The organism is Cupriavidus sp. 05L310, from assembly GCF_056398185.1.
The window spans coordinates 20,024-45,359 of sequence record NZ_JBFTOX010000038.1; the positions used below are offsets into that span (position 1 = coordinate 20,024).

The window sequence follows — 25,336 nt, forward strand, 5'->3', positions numbered from 1 at the left end:
CGCATCATGCAATCCCTCCACGGCCAAGGCTTTCTGCTTCGTCCCTTTCGCTATACCGACGTGCCGCAGTTCGTGGCGGCCGTGCACGAATCGCTCGACACGGTGGGCAAGTGGCTGCCGTGGTGCCACGCGGGCTACACCGTGCGCGATGCGGAGAACTGGGTCGACATGTGCACCGAGAACATGGGCATCGGCGAGGCCTACGATGTCGGCGTGTTCGCGCCGGACGGCAGGGAGTTGTACGGGGGCGTCTCCATCAACCAGATCAACCGGGACTACAACTTCGCCAACCTGGGCTACTGGATCCGCCAGAGCCGGCAGCGGCAGGGACTGGGCGCGCGCGCGGCGGAACTGATGGCCTGCTATGGATTCCACCGGCTCGGGCTGACGCGGCTGGAGGTGGTCGCCGCGGAGCACAACGTGGCCAGCCGCGCCGTGGCCGGGAGGATCGGCGCGCAGTTCGAATGCATCGCGCGCAACCGGCTGGTGCTGCACGGCGTGCCGTGCGCGGCGGCGATGTATTCGCTGGTGCCGCCGTGGTACCGCAATGCCGGCCCGGCCGCGGGCAAGGAGACATGAAACGAAGGGAAGCTGTCTGTGCCAGGCCATCGAATACGAGATCGGCCAGCTCGACAGCTTGCGCCCGTCAACCCTTGGTGATGGCAAACGCGTAGGTGCGCTCATCCTGCCGCGGCGTTACCTTGTATCCCTTCTTCGCCGCCCAGACATTGATCTGGAAATAGAGCGGAATCACGCCATAGTCCTTGATCCCGATTTCCGTGGCCTCCTGCAGCAGCTTCTCGCGGGCACGATCGTCGATAGTGGTCAGCGCGGTGGTCAGCTTGGCGTCCAGCGCCGGGTTGCTGTAGCGCCCGCGGTTGGATGCGCCCCAGCCCTTGGCCGGGTCATAGGTTGCCAGCAGCGACTTCAGCGACGATCCCGCTTCACCGGTATCCGCACCCCATCCGGCCAGCAAGAAGGAAAACTCCAGCTTGTTGGCGCGCGTGAAGAAGGTGGCGGACGGCATGGCCTCCACCTTTGCCTGGATGCCGATGCGCGACAGCATGGAGGCGATGGCCTGCGCGACCTGTTCGTCGTTGACGTAGCGGTTGTTGGGCGCATGCAGCGTGAGCTGGAAGCCGTCCGGGTAGCCGGCTTCGGCCAGCAGCTTCCTGGCGCCAGCCGCATCGAAGGTATCGGGCCTGAGGCCCGGCACATAGCCGAAGAGCGTGGCGTTGACCAGCTGGCCAGTGGGTTCGGCGGCGCCTTCCATCACGCGGTCGACGATGGCCTGGCGGGAGATGGCGTGCGAGATCGCGGCGCGTACGCGCGGGTCTTTCAGCGGGTTCTTCGCCAGCGGCTTGCCGGCCTTGTCGGTGACGAAGGGGGTGACATCGCGATTGGTGTCGAGGTGCAGGTACATCATGCGGAAGGTGGACACCTTGAACACGCTCACGCCGGGATCGGCCGAGAGCTTGCGGATATCCGACGTGGGCACGTTCTCGATGACCTGCACGTCGCCGGCAAGCAATGCTGCGACGCGCGGCGCATCGTTGGTGAGGATGCGCAGCGAGACCGTGTCCCACTCCGGCTTGTTGCCCCAGTAGGCTTCGTTGCGGGTCAGTTCCACGCGGTCGCCCTTGCGGAAGCTGGCGAACTTGTAGGGGCCGGTGCCCACCATCGCGCGGCCGCTGTTGAAGTCTTCGCTGGTGGCGTTCTCGGCGACCTTCTTCGACACCATGTAGATGGTGGACAGGTCATTGGGCACCAGCGGGTAGGGGCCGTGGGTGGTGATGCGCACGGTCAGCTTGTCGACCGCGACGATGTCCTTGAAGCCCTTGGTGTAGATGGTGTATGGCGAGGGGCTGTTCTTGACCGTGGCGGGGCGGTTCAGCGAGTAGACCACATCGGCCGAGGTGAACTCGCTGCCGTCGTGGAACTTCACGCCGGGGCGCAGCTTGATCTCCCAGGTGGTGTCGTCGACCGGCTTCCACGATAGCGCCAGCGCCGGCTTGAAGCGCATCTTCTCGTCCTTGGCAATCAGGGCTTCGAACATATGCTCGGCCACGTTCGCGTTGGGCGTGACGTTGTGATAATGCGGATCCAGCGAGGTGATGTCCCCGGACAGGCCGATGGTGAGGCCCGCGGCAAAAACGGTCGGGGAGAGGGCGGCGCAGGCAAGGCTCGTGGCAAGCGCTGCGGCGCCGAGGGCGCGGCGGATGATGGTCATCGATGAGTCCCTGGTCGGCGTGATGCGCAAGATGCGCAAGATGCTGTGCAGGGATTGTCGGGAGTCGCAGACATCCATGTCAAGGCGGGCAGACCCGCAGCGCCGGATGCACCGGCACGATGCGGCCATGCACAGCCGGCGTGCCGTTTTGCCGCGTGTTTTCCCTGCTGTGTGGCACGAACGGGCGGAGTGGCTCGCCGTGAAACAGCGCAACTGTTCCTGTGCGGCCTGACAGTCGCGCCGTATAGTGGACGCCGCATCCACTCCGCCAGCGGCGCCGCCCATCCATGCTGAAAATTCTCGGAAAAGCCTCCTCCATCAATGTCCGCAAAGTGCTCTGGTGCTGCGACGAACTCGGCTTGCCGTTCGTGCGCGAGGACTGGGGTTCAGGCTATCGCGCGACGGATAGCGCGGAATTCCTCGTGCTGAATCCGAACGCCATGGTGCCGGTGATCGACGACGATGGCTTCGTGCTGTGGGAGTCGAACTCCATCATCCGCTACCTGGCGTCGCGCTACGGCGATGGCACCCTTTACCCAGGCACCGCGCGGGAGCGCGCCCGGGTGGATCAATGGATGGACTGGCAGGCGACGGAGCTGAACAATGCGTGGCGCTACGCTTTCATGGCGCTGGTTCGGCAATCGCCGTTGCACCGGGACGAGCGGGAGATCGCCGTCTCCGTCGCCAGTTGGTCAAGGCATATCGGCATCCTGGAGCGGCAGCTTGCAGACACCGGCGCCTATGTCGCCGGCGAGCGCTTCACGCTCGCGGACATCCCGATCGGCTTGTCGGTGAACCGCTGGTATGCCACGCCGCTGGCGCACCCCGCCTTCCCCGCGGTGGCGGCCTACTTCGAGCGGCTCGGCGCGCGCGAAGGATTCGCGCGGCACGGCCGCAACGGGATTGCCTGAGGCCCGGAGCGGGGGCTGCACCCCCGTTCGCGCCCCGGGCCGTGCTCAGAACGTCGTGCGCACGCCCAGCTTGACGCTACGCCCCGGCAGCGGCGCAATGTCGCGCAGGATCGAGGTGGCCATGCGCGCATCCTGGTTGGTCAGGTTATCGCCGCGCAGGTAGACCAGGGTCTGGGAGCCCGCCACCTTGAACTTGTAGGTGATGGACACGCCGAGCAGGGTGTAGGCATCGGTGGGCGTGTCATTGGCCGGCACACGGGTTTGCCGGGCCGCGTAGGTCACGTCGGCGCGCGCGCCCCAGGGGCCGGCGCCATAGACCAGGGAGCCGCCCAGGCGCAGCGGCGCCAGCCGCGGCAGCGGCTGGCCGGTGCTGCGGTTCTCGCCGCGCACGTAATCGGCGCGGGTTTCCAGGTCGAGGGTGTCGCTGCCGGTCAGCAGCTTCTGCGCCACGCGCGCCTTGCCTTCGGCCTCGAAGCCATACATCGTGGCCGGCACGCCCATGTACTGCATCACAGGCAGCGCGCCGGCGCTGCCTGGGGTCACGAAATCGCCTTCCGCGTCGCGTGCCGTGCCGGTGTTGGTGAGTGCCAGGTAGTTCGAGAACCGGCTGTAGTAGCCGGAGATGCCGGCGCTGTGCGGACCGGACTTGAAGCGCACGCCCAGGTCCAGCGAGGTGGCGCGCTCCTTGGCGGCGTTGGGGTCGCCTTGCTCCCATGAGCCGGTGGCCAGGTGGGGGCCATTGGCGTACAGCTCGTAGAAGGTGGGAGCGCGCTCCGTGTAGGCCAGATTGCTGGTCAGCGACCAGGCCGGCGCCAGCTTGTAGAGCAGGCCGGCCGAGGCGCTGCCGGCGTTGAAGCTGCGGCTGGCGTCGGCGAAGCGGTCGTTGCCGTTGGCGTAAGACTTCAGGCTGGTGTGGTCCATGCGGCCGCCCAGGTTGAGCTTGAGGTCGCCGTCGGCGGTCAGCGGCATTTCCTCGAAGACGAACAGCGCGGCATTGTCGGTATCGGTGGTCGGCACGAAGGCCTCCTCGCCGAGCGCCGAGAAGCGGGTCGAACCGAACTGGGTGCCGATCACGCCCGTCATGTTGCCGATACGCGCGTGCTTGGCCTCGAAGCGCGCATCCCAGCCATTGTTCTTGAAGATGGTGCCGGTCTGGCCCCCCTCGATTTCCTTGTGCTCGTAGTCGGTATAGCTGAACTTGCCCTTGACCGATTCGATAAAGCCGCCGGTATTGGCCGTCAGGTTGCGAGCCTCGCCCTCCAGCGCGAAACGTTGCTGGTGCATCTGGAGGCGTACGTCGCTCTCGGCCGGCGTGCCGTATGCGTTGTGGTACTCGCTGTAGTTGGCGCCGACGAAGCCGTCGGCCCAGGTGTAGGAGCCGCCCAGCGAGCCGCCTTGCTGCTGCGAACTGGTGTTGGGCAGGCGGCCGTAGGCTTCGCTTTCGCCGTCCGGAAGCGGCTGGCTGTTGCGCAGGGCGGCGCTGCGGGCGTAGCCGGGAATGTGCAGGTCGCTGGTCTTGCGCACGAAGGCATCGGCGTGGATGGCGATCTGGCCGTTGCCGGCCTCGATCAGGCCACTGGAGTTGCGCGCGACGTCGCCGCCGGCGGTGGCGCTGGCTTCGACCGCGCCGCCGATGCCCTCGATCGGCTCCTTGGGAATGCGGTTGTCGATGACGTTGACCACGCCGCCGATGGCGTTGCCGCCGTACATCAGCGCGGCCGGGCCGCGCACCACCTCGATGCGCTCGGCCACCAGCGGGTCGAGCGCCACGGCGTGGTCGTTGGACAGCGTGGAAGCGTCGATGGTGCTGCCGCCGTTCTGCAGCACCTTGATGCGGTCGCCGTCCAGGCCACGAATGATCGGGCGGCTGGCATTGGGGCCGAAGTAGCTGGAGGACACGCCCGGCAGCTTGTCCAGGGTGTCGCCCAGCGTGCTGCCCTGGCGCACGGTGAGGGCATCGCCGCCGAGGGAGGAGACCGGCGCCACCAGGTCGGTGAGCTCGCTGCCCAGCGGGTTGGCGGTGACGACCACCTCGCGCAGGGTGGCCGAGGGCGCCGGCGTTGCCTCGCTGGCGGGGGCGGCGGCAGGTGCCGGAGCGGCGGGAGCGCCTTGCGCGAAGGCGCCGGTGGAAACGGAGGCGGAGGCGATCAGGGCCGCAATGGCGGCGAGCGGCGTGCGCCGCACGCGGTGTTCTTGTTGGAGGCGGAAAGACATGGCTCGCGGTGTTCTTGGATGCTATCGAACGCTGGGCGCTGGCATGCGAGCGCCGGCCATGCACCGCCCGGCGCGAAATGCGCTGGGCGGCGGCGGGCAGGGCGGTTCGGAAGCGTGGCGCGTTGCGTCAGGCGGCGAGCAGCGGCAGGGTGGCCGCCGCCCGGGGTTCAGGCTTGAGCGTGAACGGCCGGAGGTGCGCGCGAGCGGAAAGGCTGGGGATGCCGCAGGTCAGGCCGGCGCCAGCCGACGCTGAACGGAACCGGCGATTGCAGGTGCGTGAGCGCCGGCATGACCGGCGTGCCGCAATGGCTGGCGGCCACTGTGGCGCCATCGAACAAGACGCAGAAGTGCCCCGCCAGCTTCAGCGAGAAGGGCTGGCCGGGGTCGGCGGCCTGGATCGCGTCGGTGCCGGAGGCCGTGACGGCGGCTCCGTCGTGGCCAGCGTCAAACTCGCCGTTACTGGTGTTCGCCTGCTGTGGCGGGCTGAGCAGCCCGCCGTGATGGATGCGGTGCGTCAGGCCGGCATGCTGGGCCAGCAAGAGGCACAGCGCCAGCCATAGCGCCGGCCACAGGCCGAGGCCGCGGGCGCGGCGGCGCTGCAGGCGTTGCCAGAGCGGCGGGGGGTTAGTGTCCATGCCCGCCGTGAACGTGCATGTGGTGATGACCGTGGTCATCGCAACCGCAGTCCTCACCATGCTCGTGATCGTCGCCCTCGCCCTCCAGGCCGTCATCCCAGCTCGGGAACGGGTCGGCATACTGCGCCCAGGCGTCGGGGCCGTCCGCCATTTCGGCATCGGTCAGCAGGCAGGCATCGAGCAGGGCCTCGAGCGCGGGGCGGTCCAGATCCTGGCCGATCAGCACCAGTTCCTGCCGGCGATCGCCATAAGGGCCGGGTTTGCCGTCCACCGTCATGTCGGCTAGCAGTTCGGCGCGGCCTGCTTCGTCCTCCGGCCATTCGGCCGGGTCCAGCGCGGCCCACCAGGCGCCGGCGCCGCCGTGGCGGCATACGCCGCCGGCCTGGCCCCAGGTGCCGGCCGCGTGCATGCGCGTGGCCAGCCAGAAGAAGCCCTTGGAGCGCAGCACTGTGCCATGCTCGCGCAGCCACTCGGTATGGATCAGGTCGGCAAAGCGCTGCGGATGGAAGGGGCGGCGGCGGCGGTAGACAAAGCTGCCGATGCCGTAGGCTTCGCTCTCCGGCACGTGCTCGCCGCGCAGTTCGGCCAGCCAGCCCGGTGCCGCGGCGGCGGCATCGAAGTCGAAGCGGCCAGTGTCGAGAATGCTGTCCAGCGGCACTTCGCCGAAGCTCGCCGGTACGATGCTGGCGCGCGGGTTGAGCGAATGCAGGATGCCGGCGAGGCGCTCGCGCTCGGTCTCGCTGACGAGGTCGAGCTTGTTGAGCACGATCACGTCGCAGAACTCGACCTGCTCGATCAGCAGGTCGACCACCGTGCGGTCGTCGTCCTCGTCGCGGGCCTGGCCACGGTCCTGGAGAAAATCGGCTTCGTTGAAATCCTGCAGGAAGTGGGCGGCATCGACCACCGTCACCATGGTGTCGAGGCGGGCGATGCTGTCCAGCGCCACGCCGTGCTCGTCCTCGAAGGTGAAGGTTTCGGCGATGGGCAGCGGCTCGGCCACGCCCGTCGACTCCACCAGCAGGTAATCGAAGCGGCCCTCGCGCGCCAGGTTGCCGATCTCGGTCAGCAAGTCCTCGCGCAGCGTGCAGCAGATGCAGCCGTTGGTCAGTTCGATCAGGCGCTCGCCGGCCTGCGCCAGCATGCCGTCGCCAAGCAGCCGGGCATCGATGTTGACATCGGCCAGGTCGTTGACGATCACGGCCACCCGCTTGCCTTCGCGGTTGGCCAGTACATGATTGAGCAGGGTAGTCTTGCCGGCACCGAGGAATCCGGACAGCACGGTGACGGGCAGGCGATCGGCCATGGCATCTAGGCGCGCCGGGGCAGGGCGGCACGCGTTATTGCAACAAAGTTGCGACTGTATCAGAAAGCGGTCGGGAAAGCAGGCAATTCAAGGCGCGTTGGCCGCAAGAATCCCGCCGTTCCTAATGATAGGCCCGTGACTGTGACACCACAAAGGCGAAAGACGAAAGGGCGCCGTGCCCGGCCAGTGGCATGTGCCCAAGCAAAACGGCCCGGAGAACCGGGCCGTCGGGCAGCGCGGGCAGGCCGCGGATCAGTCGCCGAACAGCTTCTGGCGCAGTTCGCGGCGCTGCTGGGCTTCCAGCGAGAGCGTGGCGGTGGGGCGCGCCAGCAGGCGTGGCACGCCGATCGGCTCGCCGGTTTCCTCGCACCAGCCGTAGTCGCCGGATTCGATGCGGGCCAGCGATTGCTCCACCTTCTTGAGCAACTTGCGCTCGCGGTCGCGCGTGCGCAGTTCCAGCGCATGCTCTTCCTCGATGGTGGCGCGGTCGGCCGGATCCGGCACGATGACCGTTTCGCGCAGATGCTCGGTGGTCTGATCGGCGTTCTTCAGGATATCGTCGCGCAGCTGCTCAAGGCGATGTTTGAAGAAGGCGAGTTGCGCCTCGTTCATGTAATCCTTGTCGCCCATCTTCAGGATTTCAGCTTCAGTCAGAAGTTTATTGCTGCTCATGGTTGCTGCTGATTCTCTTGTTGGTGCGACCGGCGGCGTCTTGGTCCGCTCGGGTGCAGTGTCCGGCCGCTTGCGCGGTGCGGACGTTTCGCTCTGGCTGGCTGCAGTCTTGCTGCTTTGCGTGCCTCCCTTGGCCTCGCCCGCACCGGCGTGCGCCGTACTGCCGCGGGGAGCAGGCGCAGCCTCCATGGACTGCGCCTTCAGCGTCTCGGCCGCAGCGCTGCTGCTTTTGCTGCGGCTTTCTTTCGTTTTCGTTGCGGCTACCATGGGACACCTCTCTCTCGCGTCGATCGATGACGGCGCGTGACGGGTGCCCCAAGCGGAGGGCGGTCTCCGCATCAAGCACTGCGACCGCACCTGCCGGCAGCCCGCCTCATGCTGACGACGACCGCCGCCCTGCATTGCGGGCGCCATGACCAAAAGACAAAAGGCTACGTTACCCGCACTAAATCCAGCCTATTGTACTTGAACAAAAAATTTGGAGATATGGGAGAAAAGCGGGGAGTTTTCCCTGATATCCCCGCCTCCCTCCGGTGGAGGGGGGCGCCAGGGCGGGCTGCGGGGTCCGGCGGGCTCAGGCCAGGCAGGTGGCCAGGCCCTTCAGGATGGCGTCCTTGGGCAGGTCCACGCCAATGAAGACCATTTTGGTGCCGGGGGTTTCATCGCCCCATTTGGCGCCGATATCGCTGCCCATCAACTGGTGCACGCCCTGGAAGACCACTTTCCGGTCCACCGCGTCCATATAGAGCACGCCCTTGTAGCGCAGCAGTTTTTCCCCGTAGACCGACAGGATGCCGGACAGGAATTCCTCCAGCTTGCCGTAGTTGAAGGGTTTTTCGCTACGGAAGACGAAAGAGCCGATGCGATCGGTGTGATGGTGATGGTGGTGGTGGTCGTGCTTGTGGCCGTGATCGTGGTGGTCATGGCCGCAGTTGTCGCCGCAATGCTCGCCGTGGGCGTGCTCGTGCCCATGGTCGTGATCGTGCTCTTCGGCCTCGGCGCGCAGGAAATCCGGGTCGATTTCCAGTTTTTCGTTCAGGTTGAAGCCGCGCAGGTCGAAAATGGTGTCGATCGGCGCTTCGCCGAAATGCGCCGTGCGCACGGGCGCGCGCGGGTTCATGTGCAGCAGGCGGTGGCGCAGGTCGCCGATGTCGTCTTCCGCCACCAGGTCCGCCTTGGTGATGAAGATGGCGTCGGCAAAGCCGACCTGGCGCTGCGCCTCTTCCTGTTTGTCGAGTTGCTGGTTGGCGTGCTTGGCGTCCACCAGGGTGATCACGGCGTCGAGCAGGTAGCGCTGGGCGATCTCGTCGTCCATGAAGAACGTCTGGGCCACCGGGCCGGGGTTGGCCACGCCGGTGGTTTCGATCACTACCCGGTCGAAATCGATCTCGCCCGCATCGCGCCGGGTCATCAGTTGCGACAGCGCCGCCACCAGGTCGCCGCGGATGGTGCAGCAGATGCAGCCGTTGCTCATCTGCACGATCTGCTCGCGGCCATCCTGCACCAGGATCTCATTGTCGATGTTTTCTTCGCCGAACTCGTTTTCGATCACGGCGATCTTCATGCCGTGCTGCTCATTCAGGATGCGCTTGAGCAGGGTGGTCTTGCCGCTGCCGAGGAAGCCGGTCAGGATGGTGACCGGGGTCAGTTTGGACATTGTTTTCTCCGGGAAGGGATGCCGCTTGGCCTGTCGTGTGCGCGGGCAAGTGTGGCCAGGATAACTTCGTTCTTGTGTGGGGCGGGCAAGCAGCCCCCTCGCTCAGCCTTGCCGGCCATGGGTGCGTGCGCCGCATTCGGCGCAAACGCCGTTGACGGTGAGTTCCACGTGCTCCACGGCAAAGCCGCTGGGCACCTTGGGCGCGGCCTGTGCCGGCGCGCTGACGCCGTCCAGGCAGAAGGTGCGGTCGCAGCGGTTGCAGTGGAAATGGCTGTGCTGCCGGTGCACTTGCGCGCGGGCTGCCTCGTGCTCGACCAGGCTGAAGCGGAATACGCGGTCGTGGCCGGCCCGCTTCTGGGCCAGTCCCTGCTCGACCAGCCAGTCGAGCACGCGGTAGACGGTAACGCGGTCGATCGCTTCGCCGTCGGCCGGCATGCGATCGATCACGGCCTGGTGGGTCAGCGGCTCATGGCTTTCCATCAGGCAGGCCAGGATGCCAAGGCGCGGCTGGGTCACACGGGCGCCCAGCTCGCGCAGGCGCTCGTGGGCGGCGTCCAGGGTGCCCGGCGCGGGTGTCATGGCGGAGGAAGGCATGTCCTGGGTAGGGGAGGGGCTGCTGCTCATGGACCGATTTAACCATAGCGTCCCAGGTGATGCAATTCAGTTGCGTCAACTCGGTGCTGCTTGATGCCTTTGCCGCCGCCCGCCTGCTTTGCGTCTATCATCGCCAGCAGGCGGCACGCGAGGCGCAAGGGCAAGCATGGGCGCCGCAGACCGGCCGCAGTTCCGGAGAATCCGAGGAGACCCGAATGCAGAACGATGCCAGCGCCCTGCTGTTTCCCAATTTCGAGCCTTTCCGCATGCAGCTCGGCGAGGTCGCCATCGCCGGCGTGCGGGGCGGCTCGGGCCCACCCCTGCTGCTGCTGCACGGGCATCCGCAGAGCCACCTGATCTGGCACAAGGTGGCGCCGGCGCTGGCCGACCGTTTCACCGTCATTGCCACCGACCTGCGCGGCTATGGCAACAGCAGTGCGCCGCCGGGCAACACCGGCCACGAGAACTACAGCAAGCGCGCGATGGCACAGGACCAGGTGGAGGTGATGGCGCGCCTGGGCTTTAACGCCTTCGCGCTATGCGCCCATGACCGCGGCGCCCGCGTGGCGCACCGCTTGTGCGTGGACCACCCCGGCCGGATTTCGCGCGCCATGCTGCTCGACATCGCCCCTACGCTGGCCATGTACGAACGCACCAGCATGGCGTTTGCCGCCGCCTATTGGCACTGGTTCTTCCTGATCCAGCCGGCGCCGTTCCCGGAGACGCTGATCAATGCCGAGCCGGAGTTCTACCTTAACAAGCTGATGGGCCTGCGCCACGCCGGCCTGAGTCCCTTCGTGCCTGACGCGATGGCCGCCTACACAGCCGCCATGCGCGATCCGGCCCATGTGCACGCCATGTGCGAGGACTACCGTGCGGCCGCCACCATCGACCAGGATCACGACCGCGCCGACCGCGCGGATGGCCGCCAGATCGATTGCCCGCTGCGCGTGCTGTGGGGCGAGCACGGCGTGGTGGCGCGCTGCTTCGAGCCGCTGTCGCTGTGGCAGGAGGTGGCGAGCGATGTCAGCGGCCGCGCGGTCCCGTGCGGGCACTACATTCCCGAGGAAGCGCCCGGGGTGCTGCAGGAGGAAATGCTCGCCTTCTTCTGTTGAGCCTCTGTTGAGCCAGCTCAAGACTTGTCTGTAGCGCATTGAATACATTTGGTGTGTCGCGGCGAAGAAATGTCTTAGCGGGTATTTCCGGATATTTGCCATTTTTCGACATTGATAGCATTGCGCTCCGGTCGCGCGGCCCAAGCCGCGCCGGCCGTATGCGCTGCGCCCGCGTCATGGTCGGCGCCGCCGCCCCGATCGGGCCGGCGGCGCAGGGGCGGCCGCGCCCGACAGGGCGCGCCACTCCGGCCGGGGCAGTGCCGGTACGGGAACAGAAGGGTATCCAGGAGAAAGCATGAAACGAGTTGCACAGTTTGTGGCTGCCGCGCTGACGGTCGGCGTGATGGGGATGCATGCGGGCGCGCAGGCACAGGAGTTCCCGGGCGGCAAGCCGGTCTCGGTGGTGGTGCCGTTCGCCGCGGGCGGCCCGACCGACAAGGTGTCGCGCGAGCTGGTCATGATCATGTCCAAGCACCTGGGTACCACGATGGTGATCGAGAACCTGGGCGGCGCGGGTGGCACCATCGGCGCCAAGAAGGTTGCGCAGGCCAAGGGTGATGGCTACACCATCCTGATCCACCATATCGGCATGTCCACCGCGCCGGCGCTGTACCGCAACCTCGGCTTCGATCCGCTCAAGGACTTCGAAACCGTGGGCGAGATCGCCGACGTGCCGATGGTGATGATCGGCAACAAGAACCTGCCGCCCGCCAGCTTCAAGGAACTGCTGCCCTATATCAAGGCCAATGCCAGCAAGCTGTCGATGGCCAACGCCGGCATCGGCTCTGCCTCGCACCTGTGCGGCCTGCTCTTCCTGAGCGCGATCCAGACCGACCTGACCACGGTGCCCTACAAAGGCACGGCGCCGGCGCTGACCGATATCCTGGGCGGCCAGGTCAACCTGATGTGCGACCAGACCACCAATATCGCCGGCCAGCTCAAGGCGGGCGCGCTCAAGCCGTACGCCGCCATGCAGAGCCGCCGCGTGGAAGCCTTCAAGGACATCCCGACGGCCGCCGAGCAGGGCCTGCCTGGTGTCGAAGTGAAGATCTGGCACGCCATGTACGCGCCCAAGGGCACGCCCAAGCCGGTGGTGGACAAGCTCTCCGCCGCACTGCAGAAGGCCGTGACGGACCCGACCTTCCGGGCCAAGATGGCCGAGCTGGGTGCGGAGGCAGTGCCCGCCCAGCGCGCCACGCCGGATTCGCTGAAGGCCTTCCTGTCGGCGGAAATCGGCAAGTGGAGCCCGGTGATCAAGAAGGCCGGCGTCTACGCGGACTGATCGCCGCCACCCGCGGGGCGCGAGCCCGGATGCAGAAAAGGCCACGCGCGATGCGTGGCCTTTTTGTTTTTCATCCCACGGCCCGCCGCGCCCCCGCGCTTGCTGTGGCCTCCTCGTCTATATTGATCTGGTTGCTTTCGGTCCGGCGGGGGGCGCCAGGGATGGCCGGCGCGGTGGCCCTTGAATTCGCCCGCACCCGTCGCCACCTACGTCCAAGACATATTCTCGCGAAGCCACCATGGAACAGTATCACGGCACTACCATCGTCAGCGTCCGGCGCGGCAACCAGGTTGCAGTCGGCGGTGACGGCCAGGTCACTCTTGGCAATATTGTGATGAAGGGCACCGCACGCAAGGTGCGGCGCATCTATAACGGCAAGGTACTGGTCGGCTTTGCCGGCAGCACCGCGGATGCCTTCTCGCTGCTCGATCGCTTCGAGGCCAAGCTGGAGAAGTACCAGGGCAACCTGACCCGCGCCGCCGTTGACCTCGCCAAGGACTGGCGCTCGGACCGCGCGCTGCGCCGGCTCGAAGCCATGCTGATCACGGCCGACCGCGACACCACCCTGGTGATCACCGGTAACGGAGACGTGCTCGACCCCGAGGGTGGCGTGGCCGCGATCGGCTCGGGCGGCGCCTACGCGCAGTCGGCGGCCAAGGCGCTGGTGGAGAACACCGAGCTTTCGCCCAAGGACATTGTGGAAAAGTCGCTGGGCATCGCCGGCGAACTCTGCATCTACACCAACACCAATTTCGTCATCGAGACGCTGGAATGAGCGTCGGACGGCCGCGTAGTCCCTCGACGCGCGGCCGCCTGGGACCGGGGGCCGCCGCGCTCCGGCCCGTCTTCCACTGAACGGATACCATGTCGCATACCATGACCCCGTCGGAAATCGTTTCCGAACTCGATAAGCACATCATCGGCCAGAACAAGGCCAAGAAGGCGGTAGCGGTCGCGCTGCGCAACCGCTGGCGCCGGCAGCAGGTGGAAGAGCCCCTGCGTCAGGAAATCACGCCCAAGAACATCCTGATGATCGGACCGACCGGCGTCGGCAAGACCGAGATCGCGCGCCGCCTGGCCAAGCTGGCCGATGCGCCGTTCATCAAGATCGAGGCCACCAAGTTTACCGAGGTGGGCTACGTGGGCCGCGACGTCGACACCATCGTGCGCGACCTCGCCGAGATGGCGGTCAAGCAGGCCCGCGAATCCGAAATGAAAAAGGTGCGCACCAAGGCCGAGGAAGCCGCCGAGGACCGCCTGCTCGACATACTGCTGCCGCCGCCGCGCGATATCGGCTTCAACCAGCCCGAGGAAAAGGATTCCAACACCCGCCAGGTGTTCCGCAAGAAATTGCGCGAAGGCCAGCTCGACGACAAGGAGATCGAGCTCGAGGTTTCCGCCGGCTCGCCCAATATGGATATCATGGGCCCTCCGGGCATGGAAGACATGACCGAGCAGATTCGCACCATGTTCGCGGGCCTGGGCCAGGGCAAGAAGGCGCGCCGCAAGATGAAGGTGCACGAGGCCTTCAAGCTGCTGATCGACGAGGAAGCCGCCAAGCTGCTCAATGACGAAGAGGTCAAGCACAAGGCGGTTGCCAATGTGGAGCAGAACGGCATCGTGTTCCTGGACGAGATCGACAAGATCGCCAGCCGCAGCGAAGTGGGCGGCGGCGAGGTGTCGCGCCAGGGCGTGCAGCGCGATCTGCTGCCGCTGGTCGAGGGCACGACGGTCAACACCAAGTACGGCATGATCAAGACCGACCACATCCTGTTCATTGCCTCGGGTGCTTTCCACCTGTCCAAGCCCAGCGACCTGATCCCCGAGTTGCAGGGCCGCTTCCCGATCCGGGTCGAGCTGGAATCGCTGTCGGTTGCCGACTTCGAAGCCATCCTGACCCAGACCGACGCCAGCCTGACCAAGCAATATCAGGCGCTGCTGAACACCGAGCAGGTCCAGCTGGTGTTCGCGCCGGACGGCATCCGCCGCCTGGCCGAGATTGCTTTCTCGGTCAACGAGAAGGTCGAGAACATCGGCGCGCGCCGCTTGTACACGGTCATGGAGCGGCTGCTGGAGGACCTGTCCTTCCACGCCACCAGGTCCTCGGGCGAGACGGTCACCATCGATGCGGCCTATGTGGACGAACGCCTGGGCGATCTCGCCGGCAACGAAGACCTGTCGCGCTACGTGCTGTAGTCGATAGCAGTCAGGATCAAAAAGGGCGCATCACGGTGCGCCCTTTTTGTCGTTTGCTGCGCCCGTTCAATGCGCGTGCACATGCCCCGCCGGCGTCGGCGCGGTCAGTTCCAGTTCCGCCGCAGGCGTTTTCAGCTCACGCAGGCTCTGGCCGTCGGCGGGGATCTGTGTCCACTCGGTGCGGCCGTCCTCGCACTCCTGCACCACCGGAAAATACAGCTTGCCAGCCTGCTCCGGCAGCTTCATCAACATCACGAATTCATCGAAATGCGCGTCGGCCAGCGAGCCGGCGAACCACCGCAGCGTGCGCACGTCCTCGCTCACGGTCTTGCCGTGCGAGGTATAGGGCTTGGCCAGCGGCGCGCGCTTCACTTCCAGTTGCCAGCCTGCCTTGGGTTGCGGATGGGCGCCTTGCACGCCTTCCGGGATAGTCACGGTAATGGCGCGCGTGGCGCTGCCGTTGCAGCCGTGGCCCACCATCAGCGCACCCTTGAAGTAGCTGCCGGCGGTGGCGGTCTTCTGCCCGAACACGATGTGCGCGAGCGCTGCGGGGGCCCAGCTTGCGCCGAGCGAGGCCAGCGCGATGGTTACTGCGGGCAGCAGGCGGGATGCGGTCATGTGGATTCTCCTGGGAAGCGCGCCAGTCTAGCGCCGATGGCGCTCCTCGGCGCTGCGGCGGAGCGCCGCAGGGCTGCGTGCCCCGGGAATCATGTCGGATTTGTCTTACGCGGCTTTCGGAGCGTGACGCCTGATTGCGGGAAGGGCCTGTACGTACTCTGTATCTACGGTGTGGGCAAACGCGGATCGCACCAGGCAGGTGCCTGGCGACGAGGCCGCTCTCCACAATATTCCGCCACTGAAAAGGAGCACGACATGATGAAGAAATGGCTGAGCGCAGCAGTGTGTTCGATGATGTTTGCCGGCCCTGCCGCCTTCACGCTGGCGCATGCCGCACCAGCAGGTTCCAAAGCGGACTACGACGCGGCCGTGAAAACCGCTAACGCCAACTACAAGGCTGCACGCGCCCAGTGCGACAGCCTCAAGGACAACGCCAAGGACGTTTGCGTGAAGGAAGCCAAGCGCGACGAAGACGTGGCCAAGGCCAACGCGGAGGCCGCCCGCGATGGCACGGAAAAGGCGCGCGCCAAGGCGGACAAGGTCAAGGCGGATGGCGACTACAGCGTGGCCAAGGAAAAGTGCGACGACCGCAAGGGCAATGACAAGGACGTATGCGTGAAGGAAGCCAAGGTGGCCCACGAGCAAGCCCTCGGTGTGGCCAAGGTCGAGAAGGCTGCCGCCACCGGCACCAGCACCGACGTCGCCGAAGCGCGCGCCGATGCCAGGAAGGACACCGTGGAAGCTGCCTACAAGGCTGACAAGGAAAAGTGCGATGCCATGTCCGGCGATGCCAAGGACAAGTGCCAGGCCAACGTGAAGGCCAAGTACGCCAAGTAAGTCATAGCCACGCACGAAATACCCAATCAGCCCGTCTGCGGGCTGATCGCAGCAAACACGAACCAGGAGTCGACCATGAATTGGGATCAGATCGCAGGAAAGTGGGATCAGGCCAAGGGTAAGGTGAAGGAAAAGTGGGGCCAGCTCACCGACGACGACCTTACTCAGATCCAGGGCAAGCGGGATCAGCTTGCCGGCCGGATTCAGGAGCGCTACGGCTATACGAAGGAGCGCGTGGAAGATGAGCTGAAGGCGTGGGAGCGTGACACACGCTGGTAAAGCTTAAAAAAGTAAAGATAAAAAGACAAAAGTAAAGCAGGTAAGCATTCGTAAGCGCACTGGTGCGCACAGCGATGCAATGCCAAAGTGGCGGCCGGCTCGGTCCAATGATCGCAGCCGGCCGGTTACCACCCGCCGCGATGCATGTCCGGCGGGTTTTTAGCGGCGCGGCGCCGGTTCCGCGAGTCACGGAATCCCGACCGCTCCCAAGCGGATTCGAGAATTCGCCGCCACCGCCGCTCACCGGCTCGCATCCACCCACTCACAAACCAACCAGGCAGGAGAACCGAAATGAAACGCGAGCTACTGTCTTCGTTCGGGGTGCTGTGCGGCCTCGCCGCTGCAACCGTGTTCCTGTGCGCGCGCCCGGAGGCGGCGCCCGCGCTGCGCCAGTCGGGCGCGTCCGTGGCGCTCAAGCGTGCCGTGCACACTCGCGCCGCCCCGCAAGCCGCGGTGGAACTGGCGGTGCAGGCCGGCGACCTGGGCTCGCGTGCCGATCGCCATGCCAGCGACGCCCTGCGCCTGGCCGAGCAAGCCGCCGGCCGGGAGGACGATCTGGACTGGGACTACGTGCAGTTGCGCCTCTGAGCGCGGGCGCTAGCGGACGTTAGCGCGACACTGGCCGCTTGCCCAGTTTGCGCTGCAGTGTGCGCCGGTGCATATTGAGCGCGCGCGCGGTGGCGGAAATATTGCCGTCGTGCTCGGCCAGCACCCGCTGGATATGCTCCCACTCCAGCCGTGCCACCGATAGCGGCACCGGCTCCTCCATGGCGGCTTCGGCCGCGTCTTCCGATACCCCGGCCATCAGCGCCGTCAGGATCGAATCCACATTGGCCGGCTTGGCCAGGTATTCGTCAGCCCCATGCTTGACCGCCGCCACCGCCGTGGCGATGCTGGCGTAGCCGGTCAGCACCAGGATGCGCGCATCGGGCAAGGCGGCCCGCAGCGGGGCGACCAGTTGCAGGCCGGACTCCGCCGGCGCGGTGCTGCCGGCTTCCGGCGGCGCGCTCAGGTGCAGGTCCAGGGTGATATAGGCAAACGGCGTTTGCGCGGCGAGTGCCAGCGCCTGCTGGCGGTTGTGCGCGATCTGCACCGCATAACCGCGGCGCGTCAGCGCGCGCGCCAGCGCGCCGGCGAAGACGGCATCGTCGTCGACGACCAGGAAGGGCGCGCCGTCGGCGGCGGGATTATTGAGGGCGTCGGTCATCGCGGATTCGTTGTCAGGGGTGAGGCGAACGGAGCGGCATCCGGGAAGGACGCCGCAGAGGGGGTGGGCAGGCGCAGTTCGGCCACGGTGCCGCCTTCGTGATGGTCGTGCCAGGCCAGCCGCCCTCCCATTTGCTGGGCGGCACTTTGCGCCAGGTACACGCCGATGCCCTGGCCGCCGTGCATGCTGGCCACCGGGGCTTCGCCAAGCCGGGCGCGTTGCGACGGTGGGATGCCGAGGCCGCGGTCGGTCACGCGGAACGTCAGCGTAGGCAGCGCGCCGTGGTTCTCCAGGGAGATGGCCAGGCGCAGCGGAATCTGCTCGTGCCCCGCGGCCAGCTGGCTGCGCGCGGCGTTGTCCAGGAGGATGGTCAGAATCTGCCCGACGCGCGCGGCCTCGACCGACAGCGCGGCTGTCTCGCCGATGGCATTGGCTTCGAGGCGGGCATGCGGGTGGCGCAACTGCCAGCGCTCGACGTAACCGTCCAGCCACGCATCGATGCGCTGCGGCGCCGCGGTCTCGTGGTCGTCGCGCAGGCGCGCCAGGATCGATTTGCACAGCTCCAGCTGCTGTTCCATGGTCTGCAGGTCCGGCAGGTAGGCGGACACTCGCGTGCCGCCCAGGCGCGGGTCCGCGGCATCGGCGCGCAACTCGCCGGCGATGACCGCCAGCGTGGCCAGCGGCGTGCCAATCTCGTGGGCGACCGCGGCGGCCTGGTCGTTCAGCGCTTCGACGCGCGCATCGCGCAGCAACTGCTCGCGCGCCAGGTTGAGTTCGGCATCGCGCTGGCGCAGCACGCCGGACAACCGTGCCACGAACACCGCGATCATGGTCGCGCTGGCGACGAAGTTGAGCCACATGCCCGCCAGGTGGTAGTTGACGGCATTGTCCGGGTTGCGCAGGTTCAGCGGCACATACTCGATCAGCATCAGGCTGTAGCAGGCCATCGCGTAGACCGCGAGCGCGATCACGTTGCGCCACGGCAGGATGGCGGCCGCGATCGCCAGGCCCGGCAGGTAGAACGACACAAAGGGATTGGTAGCACCGCCGGTGAAAAACAGGTTGGCCGACAGCGCCGTCAGGTCGACCATCAGCTGGCCCATCAGCTCTGCGTCGCTGGGCATGGTGCCGCGGCCGCCATGCATGCGCATGCGCAGGCCCGTCAGCAGGTTGAACACCGCTTGCAGGGAGAGGATCGCCAGCAGCGGGCTGTATGGCAGGATCACGCCGGCCACCGCCTCGCAAGACACCAGCAGCACCGACTGCCCGCCCATCAGCGCCCAGCGCAGCCAGAACAGGCGGCGCAGGCTCATGAGGTTGTGGCGCACCGGGGCAAAGCCCGCAGTGTGGCTCGTGGCGGGACCGGCGTGGGAGGTGGCCGTATCTGGCGGCACGGCTGCGGTGGTATCCATGCCGCGAGTTTAACAACGACAAGGGCCGGGCCCGCCCTGTGCGACACCGTGCCGCATTGGTCGGCGGCGCAGGCGCTGCCAGACTGGCCGGTTAGCTGCGGGGCTTGCCGCCTGGCTCGCGCCGCCATGGACGACATGGTCTAATGATTCCTTTGTGAAGTTCAGTGGAGATGATCCCAATGCAAGCCAGATTCCTCGCCGCGGTGCCCGCCGCCCTGCTCGCCGCGCTGTGCTCGAACGCCGCTTTCGCCCAGGTCGACGTCAGCAACGCCTGGGCGCGCGGCACCGTGCCGGCGCAGACCGCCACCGGCGTCTTCATGACCCTGCATGCCCACGAGCCCGCCAAGCTGGTCGGCGTGAGCACGCCGGCGGCCGCCACGGCCGAGGTCCATGAGATGAAGATGGATGGCAACGTGATGCGCATGCGCGCCATCGGCGCGCTTGACCTGCCGCGCATGCAGGATGTCGAACTCAAGCCGGGCGGCTATCACGTGATGCTGATGGGTCTCAAGGCGCCGCTGAAGAAGGGCGATACCGTGCCGCTTACGCTCAAGATCGAACAAGGCGGCAAGGTGATCGAGCAGAAGGTCGACGCCGAAGTGCGCGACCTTGCTGCCGCAGCGCCGGCCGCCGGCTCGCACGGCGATCACAAGCACTGAAGCGCTACGGGCAGCCAGGCAGCCCGGCTGCTGCCTAGCTGCGCAGGCTGATCGCGTCGTCGGGTTCGTCCCCTGCGGCCACCGCCATGACGCGCTCGCGCAACCAGCTATGGCCGGGATCGGCGTCGGTGCGGTCGTGCCAGATCAGGCTGAAGACAAAGCCCGGCAAAGGGAAGGGCGGATCGAACACCGCGAAGCGCGGGTCTTCCTCGAACGCGGCCAGGCTGCGGCGCGCCGTGGTCAGGACCAGGTTGGTGCCGGCAATCAACGCTGGTGCCACGCTCCAGTGGGGCAACACGCAGGCGATCTTGCGCCGCCCGCCGACCTTGGCCACGGCGGCATCGATGGCATCCACCCGCTCGCTGTGGGCTGCCACCAGCACATGCGAGCGGGCCAGGTAGGCGACCTGATCCAGCTTGCCCAGGCCGCGCACCGTGGCCGCGTCCACCATGCAGCCATAGGTTTCTTCGAACAGTTCGGTACTGCGCACGCCTTCCGGCGTCTGCGCGAACACGCCCAGCGCCAGGTCGATCTCTGCGTCGGCCACCTTGGCCGTCATGGCCTCGCGGCTGGCCTGGCTGACCACCAGGTCGATCCCCGGCGCGATCTTGCGCACCGCGCGCAGCAGGCCGGGCAGCAGCGCCATGGCGCCGTAGTCGGACATGGCCAGGCGGAAGCTGCGGCGCGCCGTGGCGGGCTGGAAGCCGGACGGCCCGAGCAGGATGCGCACCTGCGCCAGCGCCTCGGCCAGCGGCCCCGCCAGTTCGTGGGCGCGCGCGCTGGGCACCAGGCCACCCTGGCCGCGCACCAGCAGCGGGTCGTCCAGCAACTGGCGCAGGCGGCCCAGCGCATGGCTGACGGCGGGCTGGCTCAGGTGCAGCCGCAGCGCCGCGCGCGAAATATGTCGTTCGGCCAGCAGGGCTTCCAGCACCACCAGCAGGTTCAGGTCGATACCGCGTAGATCATTCATGCGGCGCATATTAACGCTATGAAACGAGAATTGGAAATTCGCGGCGCAATATTTCACACTGGGGGCATCATATTTGTCCGTATGGAGATGCCCCGATGCCAGGAATCAGTAACTTTTCGCCGGCGCTGACCGGCCTTATCCCCGTACTGGTGGCCATCGCATCCGGGGCGGTGATCCCCTTCCAGGCGGGCGCCAATGCCGTGCTCGGGCGTAGCCTGGGCCACCCGCTGTGGGCGGCCGTGGCCTCGCTGCTGGTCAGCCTGATGGTGGTGCTGCCGCTGCTGTTGCTGCTCAAGGCGCCCATGCCGGCGCTGGCGCTGGCGGCGCGCGGGCCAGCCTGGACGTGGGCAGGCGGCGTGGCGGGCGTGTTCTATATCTCGGCGGCGCTGCTGCTGGCCCCGCGCCTGGGCGCCGGCGGCTTTATCGCGGCGGTGGTGGCGGGCCAAATGGCGGGGGCCTTGCTGCTGGACCAGTTCGGCCTGGCCGGCTTCGCGGTGCGCGCGGTGACGCCGGGACGTCTGGCCGGCGCCTTGCTGGTGGTGCTGGGCGTGGTGGTGGTGCAGTTCGCCGGGACCGGCGCGGCCAGCCCGGCGCCAGCAGCCAGCTAATCAGGCCGGCCCACCGGCCTCCTCGCGGCGGCGGCCCAGGCACGCCGGGCACAGGCAGTGCTGGCCCGGCACGATGCGCCGGGCGGGCAAGAGCGGCTGGCTGGCGCACCAGCATTCCGGCAGGCCGGCGGCGTAGCCGCACACAAAGCCGGCGCCGCAAGCGCTGCAATGCTCGACCGGGCGCAATTGTCCCGTCAGCACCGTGGCCGGATCGCTCACGGATTGTCCTTGGGCGGCTCGTCGTCCAGGCCCAGCCGGCTCATGGCGGCGCGCATCAGCCGCATCTGGGCCGAAAAATTGGTGCAGGCGTCGCAAATGGCCAAGTGGCCGCGCATGCGCACGCGTTCGATCCAGCTGAGCGGGCGGTCCATGCCTTCCATGGTCAGGCGGTGGATCTCGCGGCAGTTCGGCAGCAGGGAGTCTCGTGGTGGCGTATCAGACATGGCTTCCTTTGGTCGGACAGGCGGTCACGCCTTTTGCCCGAACCAGTTCAGTTCCAGGCACTCGCGCAGGCGCATGCGGGCGCGGTACAGCATGACCCATGCATTGGTCGTCGTGATCTCCAGTTCCTGACAGATTTCTTCGGTTTCCAGTTCCAGCCATTCCCGCATCATGAAAATCCGGCCAATCTTGGCTGGCAGCTTGTCCACGCAAAGCTGCAGGATCTCGAAGAACTCGCGACGCTCCAGCGTCCGGTCGGGGTTGCCCCAGTCGGAAGGCGGCGTATGGTAGTGCCCGTTCTTGGCGAACAGGGCGTCGAACGCGTCGATATCCGACTGGGCTTCGCCGTCCTCGTCGCCGCCGAGCGCCAGGCGCACTTCGCGCCGGCCGCTGCGCAGCGTATCGATGATCTTGTGCTTGAGGATGCCGATCAGGTAGGTCTTCAGCGCGGACTGGCCGCTGAAGCGCTCCGGGTGCTCCAGCGCGGCCACCAGGGTGTCGGAGACGGTATCCTCGGCCAGCGCCTGGTCACGCAGTTGCAGCCGCGCGAAGCGCAGCAGATGGGGGCGCAGGGCGTTAAGATCGTCGGGGTGCAGGCTCATTTTTCTTGCCGCTGTCCGGTGGTGGGAAACTGTCAGCCGACTGTTGCGTGGATAGGACGCCATGGTGCGCCGCAGTACGCATGCACCGGTTTTGAGCCACTGCCGCACCAGCGTCTGCACGCGTGCGGCGCGGTTTCTTGTAAAATCGGCGCCTGCCGCGGCCGGATGTGGTCAATGCGGGGTCTGGAATGCCTGGAACCCGTTGTCCACCGCCGGTCAGAATTGCCATGATACCTGTTGAATCTCACGGATGTCCCTTGCCATGAACGCCGACACCCCTGGGCCTGCCGCTACCGCGGTGGCCGCAATTGCCCCAGCCCTCAAGGCCGAAATCCTCGCCGAGGCGCTGCCCTATATCCGCAAGTTTCACGGCAAGACCATCGTCGTCAAGTACGGCGGCAACGCGATGACCGAGGAAAAGCTCAAGCACGGCTTCGCGCGCGACGTGATCCTGCTCAAGCTGGTCGGCATGAATCCGGTCGTGGTCCACGGTGGTGGCCCGCAGATCGACGAAGCCCTGAAGAAAGTCGGCAAGGTCGGCACCTTCATCCAGGGCATGCGCGTCACCGATGAAGAGACCATGGAAGTGGTCGAATGGGTGCTGGGCGGCGAAGTGCAGCAGGACATCGTCATGCTGATCAACCAGTACGGCGGCCAGGCCGTGGGCCTGACCGGCAAGGACGGCGGCCTGATCCGCGCCAAGCGCCTGAAGATGCCGGACCGCGAGAATCCCGGCGCCTTCATCGATATCGGCTACGTGGGCGACATCGAAGCGATCAACCCGGCCGTGGTCAAGGCGCTGCAGGACGATGCCTTCATCCCGGTGATCTCGCCGATCGGTTTCTCCGACGACGGCCAGGCCTACAACATCAACGCCGATGTGGTGGCCGGCAAGATGGCCGAGATCCTCAAGGCCGAGAAGCTGGTGATGATGACCAACATCCCGGGCGTGATGGACAAGGCCGGCAACCTGCTGACCGACCTCTCGGCGCGCGAGATCGAGGAACTGTTCGCCGACGGCACCATCTCCGGCGGCATGCTGCCGAAGATCTCGTCGGCGCTGGACGCGGCCAAGAGCGGCGTCAATTCGGTGCACATCATCGATGGCCGCATCGAACACTCGCTGTTGCTCGAAATCCTGACCGAACAAGCGTTCGGTACCATGATCCGTTCGCACTAGAACGCATCTCCCGGCAGCGCGCGCCGCGCGCTGCCGCCTCACCCCCTCTTTCCTTCCCGCGTGCCATCTACTTCCCCGCCCTTGCGCCGCAGCCTGCGCGGTGCGCGCCGACGCCGCCCCGCGGGCGACAATTCCGGCCGCACGGTCTGGCTGTTCGACCTCGACAACACGCTGCACGACGCGTCGCACGCGATCTTTCCCGCCATCAACCAGTTGATGACGGCGTATGTCGCCCGCGTGCTGGGCAGCGACGAGGCCACCGCCAGCGAGGTAAGGGTGAAGTACTGGCAGCGCTATGGCGCGACCCTGCTCGGCATGATCCGCCACCACGGCGTGGATCCGGCCGACTTCCTGCGCGCCGCGCATGATTTCCCCGAACTGGCGGAAATGGTGCGCGTGCAGCGGGGCCTGGCCGGCCACCTGCGCCGCTTGCCGGGGCGCAAGATCTTGGTGACCAACGCACCGGCGCAATATGCGCGCGCCGTCATGCAGGTGGCCGGTATCCAGCATTGTTTCGAGCGCGTCGTCGCCATTGAGGACATGTGGGTGCATGGACACCTGCGGCCCAAGCCGGACCGCCGCATGTTGCGCCGCCTGCTGGCCCAGCAAGGCGTGGCGCCGCACCGGGCGGTGCTGGTGGAAGACACGCTGTCCCACCTCAAGCGTTATGCCGGCACGGGCATTCGCACCGCCTGGGTGACGGGCTACCTGCGCACGCTGGCGCCATCGCGCCCGCACGATGTGCCGATGCCAGCCAGCGTGGCGGCGGACGGCGTCAGCGGCGACGCCGTGCTGCGCAGCACGCTGGACGCCGAGGACAGGCAGCATGCCGGGCACGCCGCGCAAGAGCATTCGGTGACGCTGGTGGCGGCCGAGACGCAGGACCCGCCGTCGCGGCCGCAAGGCAAGACGGCGCCGCAAGCGCTGCCGGCATCGGCGCCGCGCGTGCGGGCGCGCATCGTAAATCGCCCCGGTTATGTGAACGTAAAAGTACAATCCATGCATCAACTCCAACGACGAATTCGGAGAATAGGGTCATGATGCACAGTAACGGGCGCCCATCGGGTGCGGCTCCGGCCGCGGCCGGGCAGGGCGCAGGCGCGGACGGGGCGCCGGCACGCAAACGCCCGCGTCCGGGCGAGCGGCGGGTGCAGATCCTGCAGACGCTGGCCGGAATGCTGGAAGTGCCGCGCGGGGAAAAAGTCACCACCGCGGCGCTGGCCGCCAAGCTCAGTGTTTCCGAGGCGGCGCTGTACCGCCATTTCGCCAGCAAGGCGCAGATGTTCGAGGGCCTGATCGGCTTTATCGAGCAGACCGTCTTCGGCCTGATCAACCAGATCACCACCCAGGAAGAACATGGGCTGCGCCAGGCGCATGCCGTGGTGCGCATGCTGCTGTCCTTCGCCGAGAAGAATCCAGGCATGACCCGCGTGCTGACCGGCGAAGCGCTGGTGGGTGAGCACGATCGCCTGCAGGAGCGCATCAACCAGGTGGTGGACCGCATCGAGGCCTCGCTGCGGCAGTGCCTCAAGGTTGCCATCACCCAGGGCGCGTTCCCGCCCGACGCCGACGTGCCGGTGCGCGCGGCGCTGATCATGGCGACCGTGCAGGGCCACTGGCATCGCTACGCCAAGAGCGGCTTCCGCAAGCTCCCGAGCGAGAATGCGGACGCGCAACTGCGCGTGCTGCTGGGCTAGGCGCCGCGGGCGGCCCC

General features: G+C 66.8%; 29 protein-coding genes. 15 read left to right on the top strand and 14 right to left on the bottom strand.

All coding sequences use genetic code 11. From position 1 onward, the window contains the following. Positions 1-6: 6 nt before the first annotated feature. Complete coding sequence (locus tag AC1DS6_RS25750) at positions 7-579, top strand: GNAT family N-acetyltransferase (RefSeq protein ID WP_441635923.1); 573 nt, start codon at positions 7-9, stop codon at positions 577-579. Between the two features lie 67 nt (positions 580-646). Here the strand turns inward: AC1DS6_RS25750 and AC1DS6_RS25755 are convergent, their stop codons facing one another. Then, the gene (locus AC1DS6_RS25755) at positions 647-2,230 is read right to left on the bottom strand and encodes an ABC transporter substrate-binding protein (protein ID WP_441635925.1); all 1,584 of its coding nucleotides are present in this window, start codon (positions 2,228-2,230) and stop codon (positions 647-649) included. Between AC1DS6_RS25755 and AC1DS6_RS25760 the strand changes: the two genes are divergently transcribed. Further along, on the top strand, positions 2,220-2,462 hold the full coding sequence (locus AC1DS6_RS25760; protein ID WP_441635927.1) for a hypothetical protein: 243 nt from the start codon (positions 2,220-2,222) through the stop codon (positions 2,460-2,462). The genes AC1DS6_RS25755 and AC1DS6_RS25760 overlap by 11 nt on opposite strands. Positions 2,463-2,517: 55 nt before the next feature. Continuing rightward, positions 2,518-3,141, top strand: coding sequence for a glutathione S-transferase family protein (locus AC1DS6_RS25765; protein WP_441635929.1), 624 nt, complete (start codon positions 2,518-2,520; stop codon positions 3,139-3,141). A gap of 45 nt (positions 3,142-3,186) precedes the next feature. On the opposite strand, the gene AC1DS6_RS25770 is transcribed toward AC1DS6_RS25765, so the two are convergent. From AC1DS6_RS25770 to AC1DS6_RS25795, 6 genes are all read right to left on the bottom strand, one after another. Then, complete coding sequence (locus AC1DS6_RS25770; protein ID WP_477103454.1) at positions 3,187-5,355, bottom strand: TonB-dependent receptor; 2,169 nt, start codon at positions 5,353-5,355, stop codon at positions 3,187-3,189. Positions 5,356-5,522: 167 nt separating this feature from the next. Next, positions 5,523-5,990: a hypothetical protein gene (locus AC1DS6_RS25775; protein ID WP_441635933.1), complete on the bottom strand. Its 468-nt coding sequence runs from the start codon at positions 5,988-5,990 to the stop codon at positions 5,523-5,525. After that, on the bottom strand, positions 5,980-7,293 hold the full coding sequence (gene zigA / locus AC1DS6_RS25780; RefSeq protein ID WP_441635935.1) for a zinc metallochaperone GTPase ZigA: 1,314 nt from the start codon (positions 7,291-7,293) through the stop codon (positions 5,980-5,982). The genes AC1DS6_RS25775 and zigA overlap by 11 nt, the downstream gene beginning before the upstream one ends. A gap of 252 nt (positions 7,294-7,545) precedes the next feature. Then, positions 7,546-7,965: an RNA polymerase-binding protein DksA gene (gene dksA / locus AC1DS6_RS25785; protein ID WP_035874393.1), complete on the bottom strand. Its 420-nt coding sequence runs from the start codon at positions 7,963-7,965 to the stop codon at positions 7,546-7,548. Positions 7,966-8,539: 574 nt separating this feature from the next. Beyond that, complete coding sequence (locus tag AC1DS6_RS25790) at positions 8,540-9,622, bottom strand: CobW family GTP-binding protein (RefSeq protein WP_441635939.1); 1,083 nt, start codon at positions 9,620-9,622, stop codon at positions 8,540-8,542. 102 nt (positions 9,623-9,724) lie between these two features. Continuing rightward, entirely contained in the window at positions 9,725-10,201 is a 477-nt protein-coding gene (locus AC1DS6_RS25795; protein WP_276286661.1) for a Fur family transcriptional regulator, read from the bottom strand. A 230-nt stretch (positions 10,202-10,431) separates the two neighbouring features. Here AC1DS6_RS25795 and AC1DS6_RS25800 point away from each other — a divergent pair, with 230 nt between their 5' ends. The 4 genes from AC1DS6_RS25800 (at position 10,432) to hslU (ending at position 14,809) form a co-directional block, all read left to right on the top strand. Beyond that, the gene (locus tag AC1DS6_RS25800; RefSeq protein ID WP_441635942.1) at positions 10,432-11,331 is read left to right on the top strand and encodes an alpha/beta fold hydrolase; all 900 of its coding nucleotides are present in this window, start codon (positions 10,432-10,434) and stop codon (positions 11,329-11,331) included. Positions 11,332-11,626: 295 nt separating this feature from the next. Beyond that, positions 11,627-12,613 carry a tripartite tricarboxylate transporter substrate-binding protein gene (locus tag AC1DS6_RS25805; protein ID WP_276289090.1) on the top strand — a complete coding sequence of 329 codons (987 nt, stop codon included), beginning with the start codon at positions 11,627-11,629 and terminating at the stop codon, positions 12,611-12,613. Positions 12,614-12,851: 238 nt separating this feature from the next. Next, entirely contained in the window at positions 12,852-13,388 is a 537-nt protein-coding gene (gene hslV / locus AC1DS6_RS25810) for an ATP-dependent protease subunit HslV (RefSeq protein WP_006162714.1), read from the top strand. 89 nt (positions 13,389-13,477) lie between these two features. Next, positions 13,478-14,809: an ATP-dependent protease ATPase subunit HslU gene (gene hslU, locus AC1DS6_RS25815; protein ID WP_441631445.1), complete on the top strand. Its 1,332-nt coding sequence runs from the start codon at positions 13,478-13,480 to the stop codon at positions 14,807-14,809. A 66-nt stretch (positions 14,810-14,875) separates the two neighbouring features. On the opposite strand, the gene AC1DS6_RS25820 is transcribed toward hslU, so the two are convergent. Continuing rightward, a complete protein-coding gene (locus tag AC1DS6_RS25820; protein ID WP_477103455.1) occupies positions 14,876-15,427 on the bottom strand; it encodes a YcnI family copper-binding membrane protein in 552 nt (183 codons plus the stop codon). Positions 15,428-15,682: 255 nt separating this feature from the next. Between AC1DS6_RS25820 and AC1DS6_RS25825 the strand changes: the two genes are divergently transcribed. The 3 genes from AC1DS6_RS25825 to AC1DS6_RS25835 all read left to right on the top strand — a co-directional run bounded on the left by AC1DS6_RS25825 (position 15,683) and on the right by AC1DS6_RS25835 (position 17,131). After that, complete coding sequence (locus AC1DS6_RS25825) at positions 15,683-16,264, top strand: hypothetical protein (protein WP_441631449.1); 582 nt, start codon at positions 15,683-15,685, stop codon at positions 16,262-16,264. A gap of 75 nt (positions 16,265-16,339) precedes the next feature. Continuing rightward, a complete protein-coding gene (locus AC1DS6_RS25830) occupies positions 16,340-16,543 on the top strand; it encodes a CsbD family protein (protein ID WP_045236210.1) in 204 nt (67 codons plus the stop codon). Between the two features lie 291 nt (positions 16,544-16,834). Beyond that, on the top strand, positions 16,835-17,131 hold the full coding sequence (locus tag AC1DS6_RS25835) for a hypothetical protein (RefSeq protein WP_441631451.1): 297 nt from the start codon (positions 16,835-16,837) through the stop codon (positions 17,129-17,131). Between the two features lie 19 nt (positions 17,132-17,150). Here AC1DS6_RS25835 and AC1DS6_RS25840 read toward each other — a convergent pair whose 3' ends face one another. Continuing rightward, complete coding sequence (locus AC1DS6_RS25840; RefSeq protein ID WP_441631453.1) at positions 17,151-17,750, bottom strand: response regulator transcription factor; 600 nt, start codon at positions 17,748-17,750, stop codon at positions 17,151-17,153. Beyond that, the gene (locus tag AC1DS6_RS25845) at positions 17,747-19,162 is read right to left on the bottom strand and encodes an ATP-binding protein (protein ID WP_441631455.1); all 1,416 of its coding nucleotides are present in this window, start codon (positions 19,160-19,162) and stop codon (positions 17,747-17,749) included. The genes AC1DS6_RS25840 and AC1DS6_RS25845 overlap by 4 nt, the downstream gene beginning before the upstream one ends. Before the next feature lie 179 nt (positions 19,163-19,341). Here AC1DS6_RS25845 and AC1DS6_RS25850 point away from each other — a divergent pair, with 179 nt between their 5' ends. Further along, a complete protein-coding gene (locus tag AC1DS6_RS25850; RefSeq protein WP_045236206.1) occupies positions 19,342-19,821 on the top strand; it encodes a copper chaperone PCu(A)C in 480 nt (159 codons plus the stop codon). 34 nt (positions 19,822-19,855) lie between these two features. Here the strand turns inward: AC1DS6_RS25850 and AC1DS6_RS25855 are convergent, their stop codons facing one another. After that, positions 19,856-20,791 carry a LysR family transcriptional regulator gene (locus tag AC1DS6_RS25855; RefSeq protein WP_441631459.1) on the bottom strand — a complete coding sequence of 312 codons (936 nt, stop codon included), beginning with the start codon at positions 20,789-20,791 and terminating at the stop codon, positions 19,856-19,858. Between the two features lie 95 nt (positions 20,792-20,886). Between AC1DS6_RS25855 and AC1DS6_RS25860 the strand changes: the two genes are divergently transcribed. Beyond that, positions 20,887-21,399, top strand: coding sequence for a DMT family transporter (locus AC1DS6_RS25860; RefSeq protein ID WP_441631461.1), 513 nt, complete (start codon positions 20,887-20,889; stop codon positions 21,397-21,399). On the opposite strand, the gene AC1DS6_RS25865 is transcribed toward AC1DS6_RS25860, so the two are convergent. Genes AC1DS6_RS25865 through AC1DS6_RS25875 form a run of 3 tightly spaced genes read right to left on the bottom strand, consistent with a single transcriptional unit; the run spans position 21,400 to position 22,442 of the window. After that, the gene (locus tag AC1DS6_RS25865) at positions 21,400-21,618 is read right to left on the bottom strand and encodes a cysteine-rich CWC family protein (protein WP_035874353.1); all 219 of its coding nucleotides are present in this window, start codon (positions 21,616-21,618) and stop codon (positions 21,400-21,402) included. Continuing rightward, on the bottom strand, positions 21,615-21,842 hold the full coding sequence (locus tag AC1DS6_RS25870; protein WP_441631463.1) for a zf-HC2 domain-containing protein: 228 nt from the start codon (positions 21,840-21,842) through the stop codon (positions 21,615-21,617). Before AC1DS6_RS25870 ends, AC1DS6_RS25865 begins: the two co-directional genes overlap by 4 nt. Positions 21,843-21,866: 24 nt before the next feature. Next, positions 21,867-22,442: a sigma-70 family RNA polymerase sigma factor gene (locus AC1DS6_RS25875; RefSeq protein WP_035874347.1), complete on the bottom strand. Its 576-nt coding sequence runs from the start codon at positions 22,440-22,442 to the stop codon at positions 21,867-21,869. A gap of 250 nt (positions 22,443-22,692) precedes the next feature. On the opposite strand from AC1DS6_RS25875, the gene argB reads away from it, so the two are divergent. Genes argB through slmA form a run of 3 tightly spaced genes read left to right on the top strand, consistent with a single transcriptional unit; the run spans position 22,693 to position 25,319 of the window. Then, positions 22,693-23,622, top strand: a complete 930-nt coding sequence (gene argB, locus AC1DS6_RS25880; protein WP_017226062.1) for an acetylglutamate kinase — start codon at positions 22,693-22,695, stop codon at positions 23,620-23,622. 60 nt (positions 23,623-23,682) lie between these two features. Continuing rightward, entirely contained in the window at positions 23,683-24,663 is a 981-nt protein-coding gene (locus tag AC1DS6_RS25885; RefSeq protein ID WP_441631466.1) for a pyrimidine 5'-nucleotidase, read from the top strand. Next, a complete protein-coding gene (gene slmA, locus AC1DS6_RS25890; RefSeq protein ID WP_045236201.1) occupies positions 24,660-25,319 on the top strand; it encodes a nucleoid occlusion factor SlmA in 660 nt (219 codons plus the stop codon). Before AC1DS6_RS25885 ends, slmA begins: the two co-directional genes overlap by 4 nt. Positions 25,320-25,336: the final 17 nt, after the last annotated feature.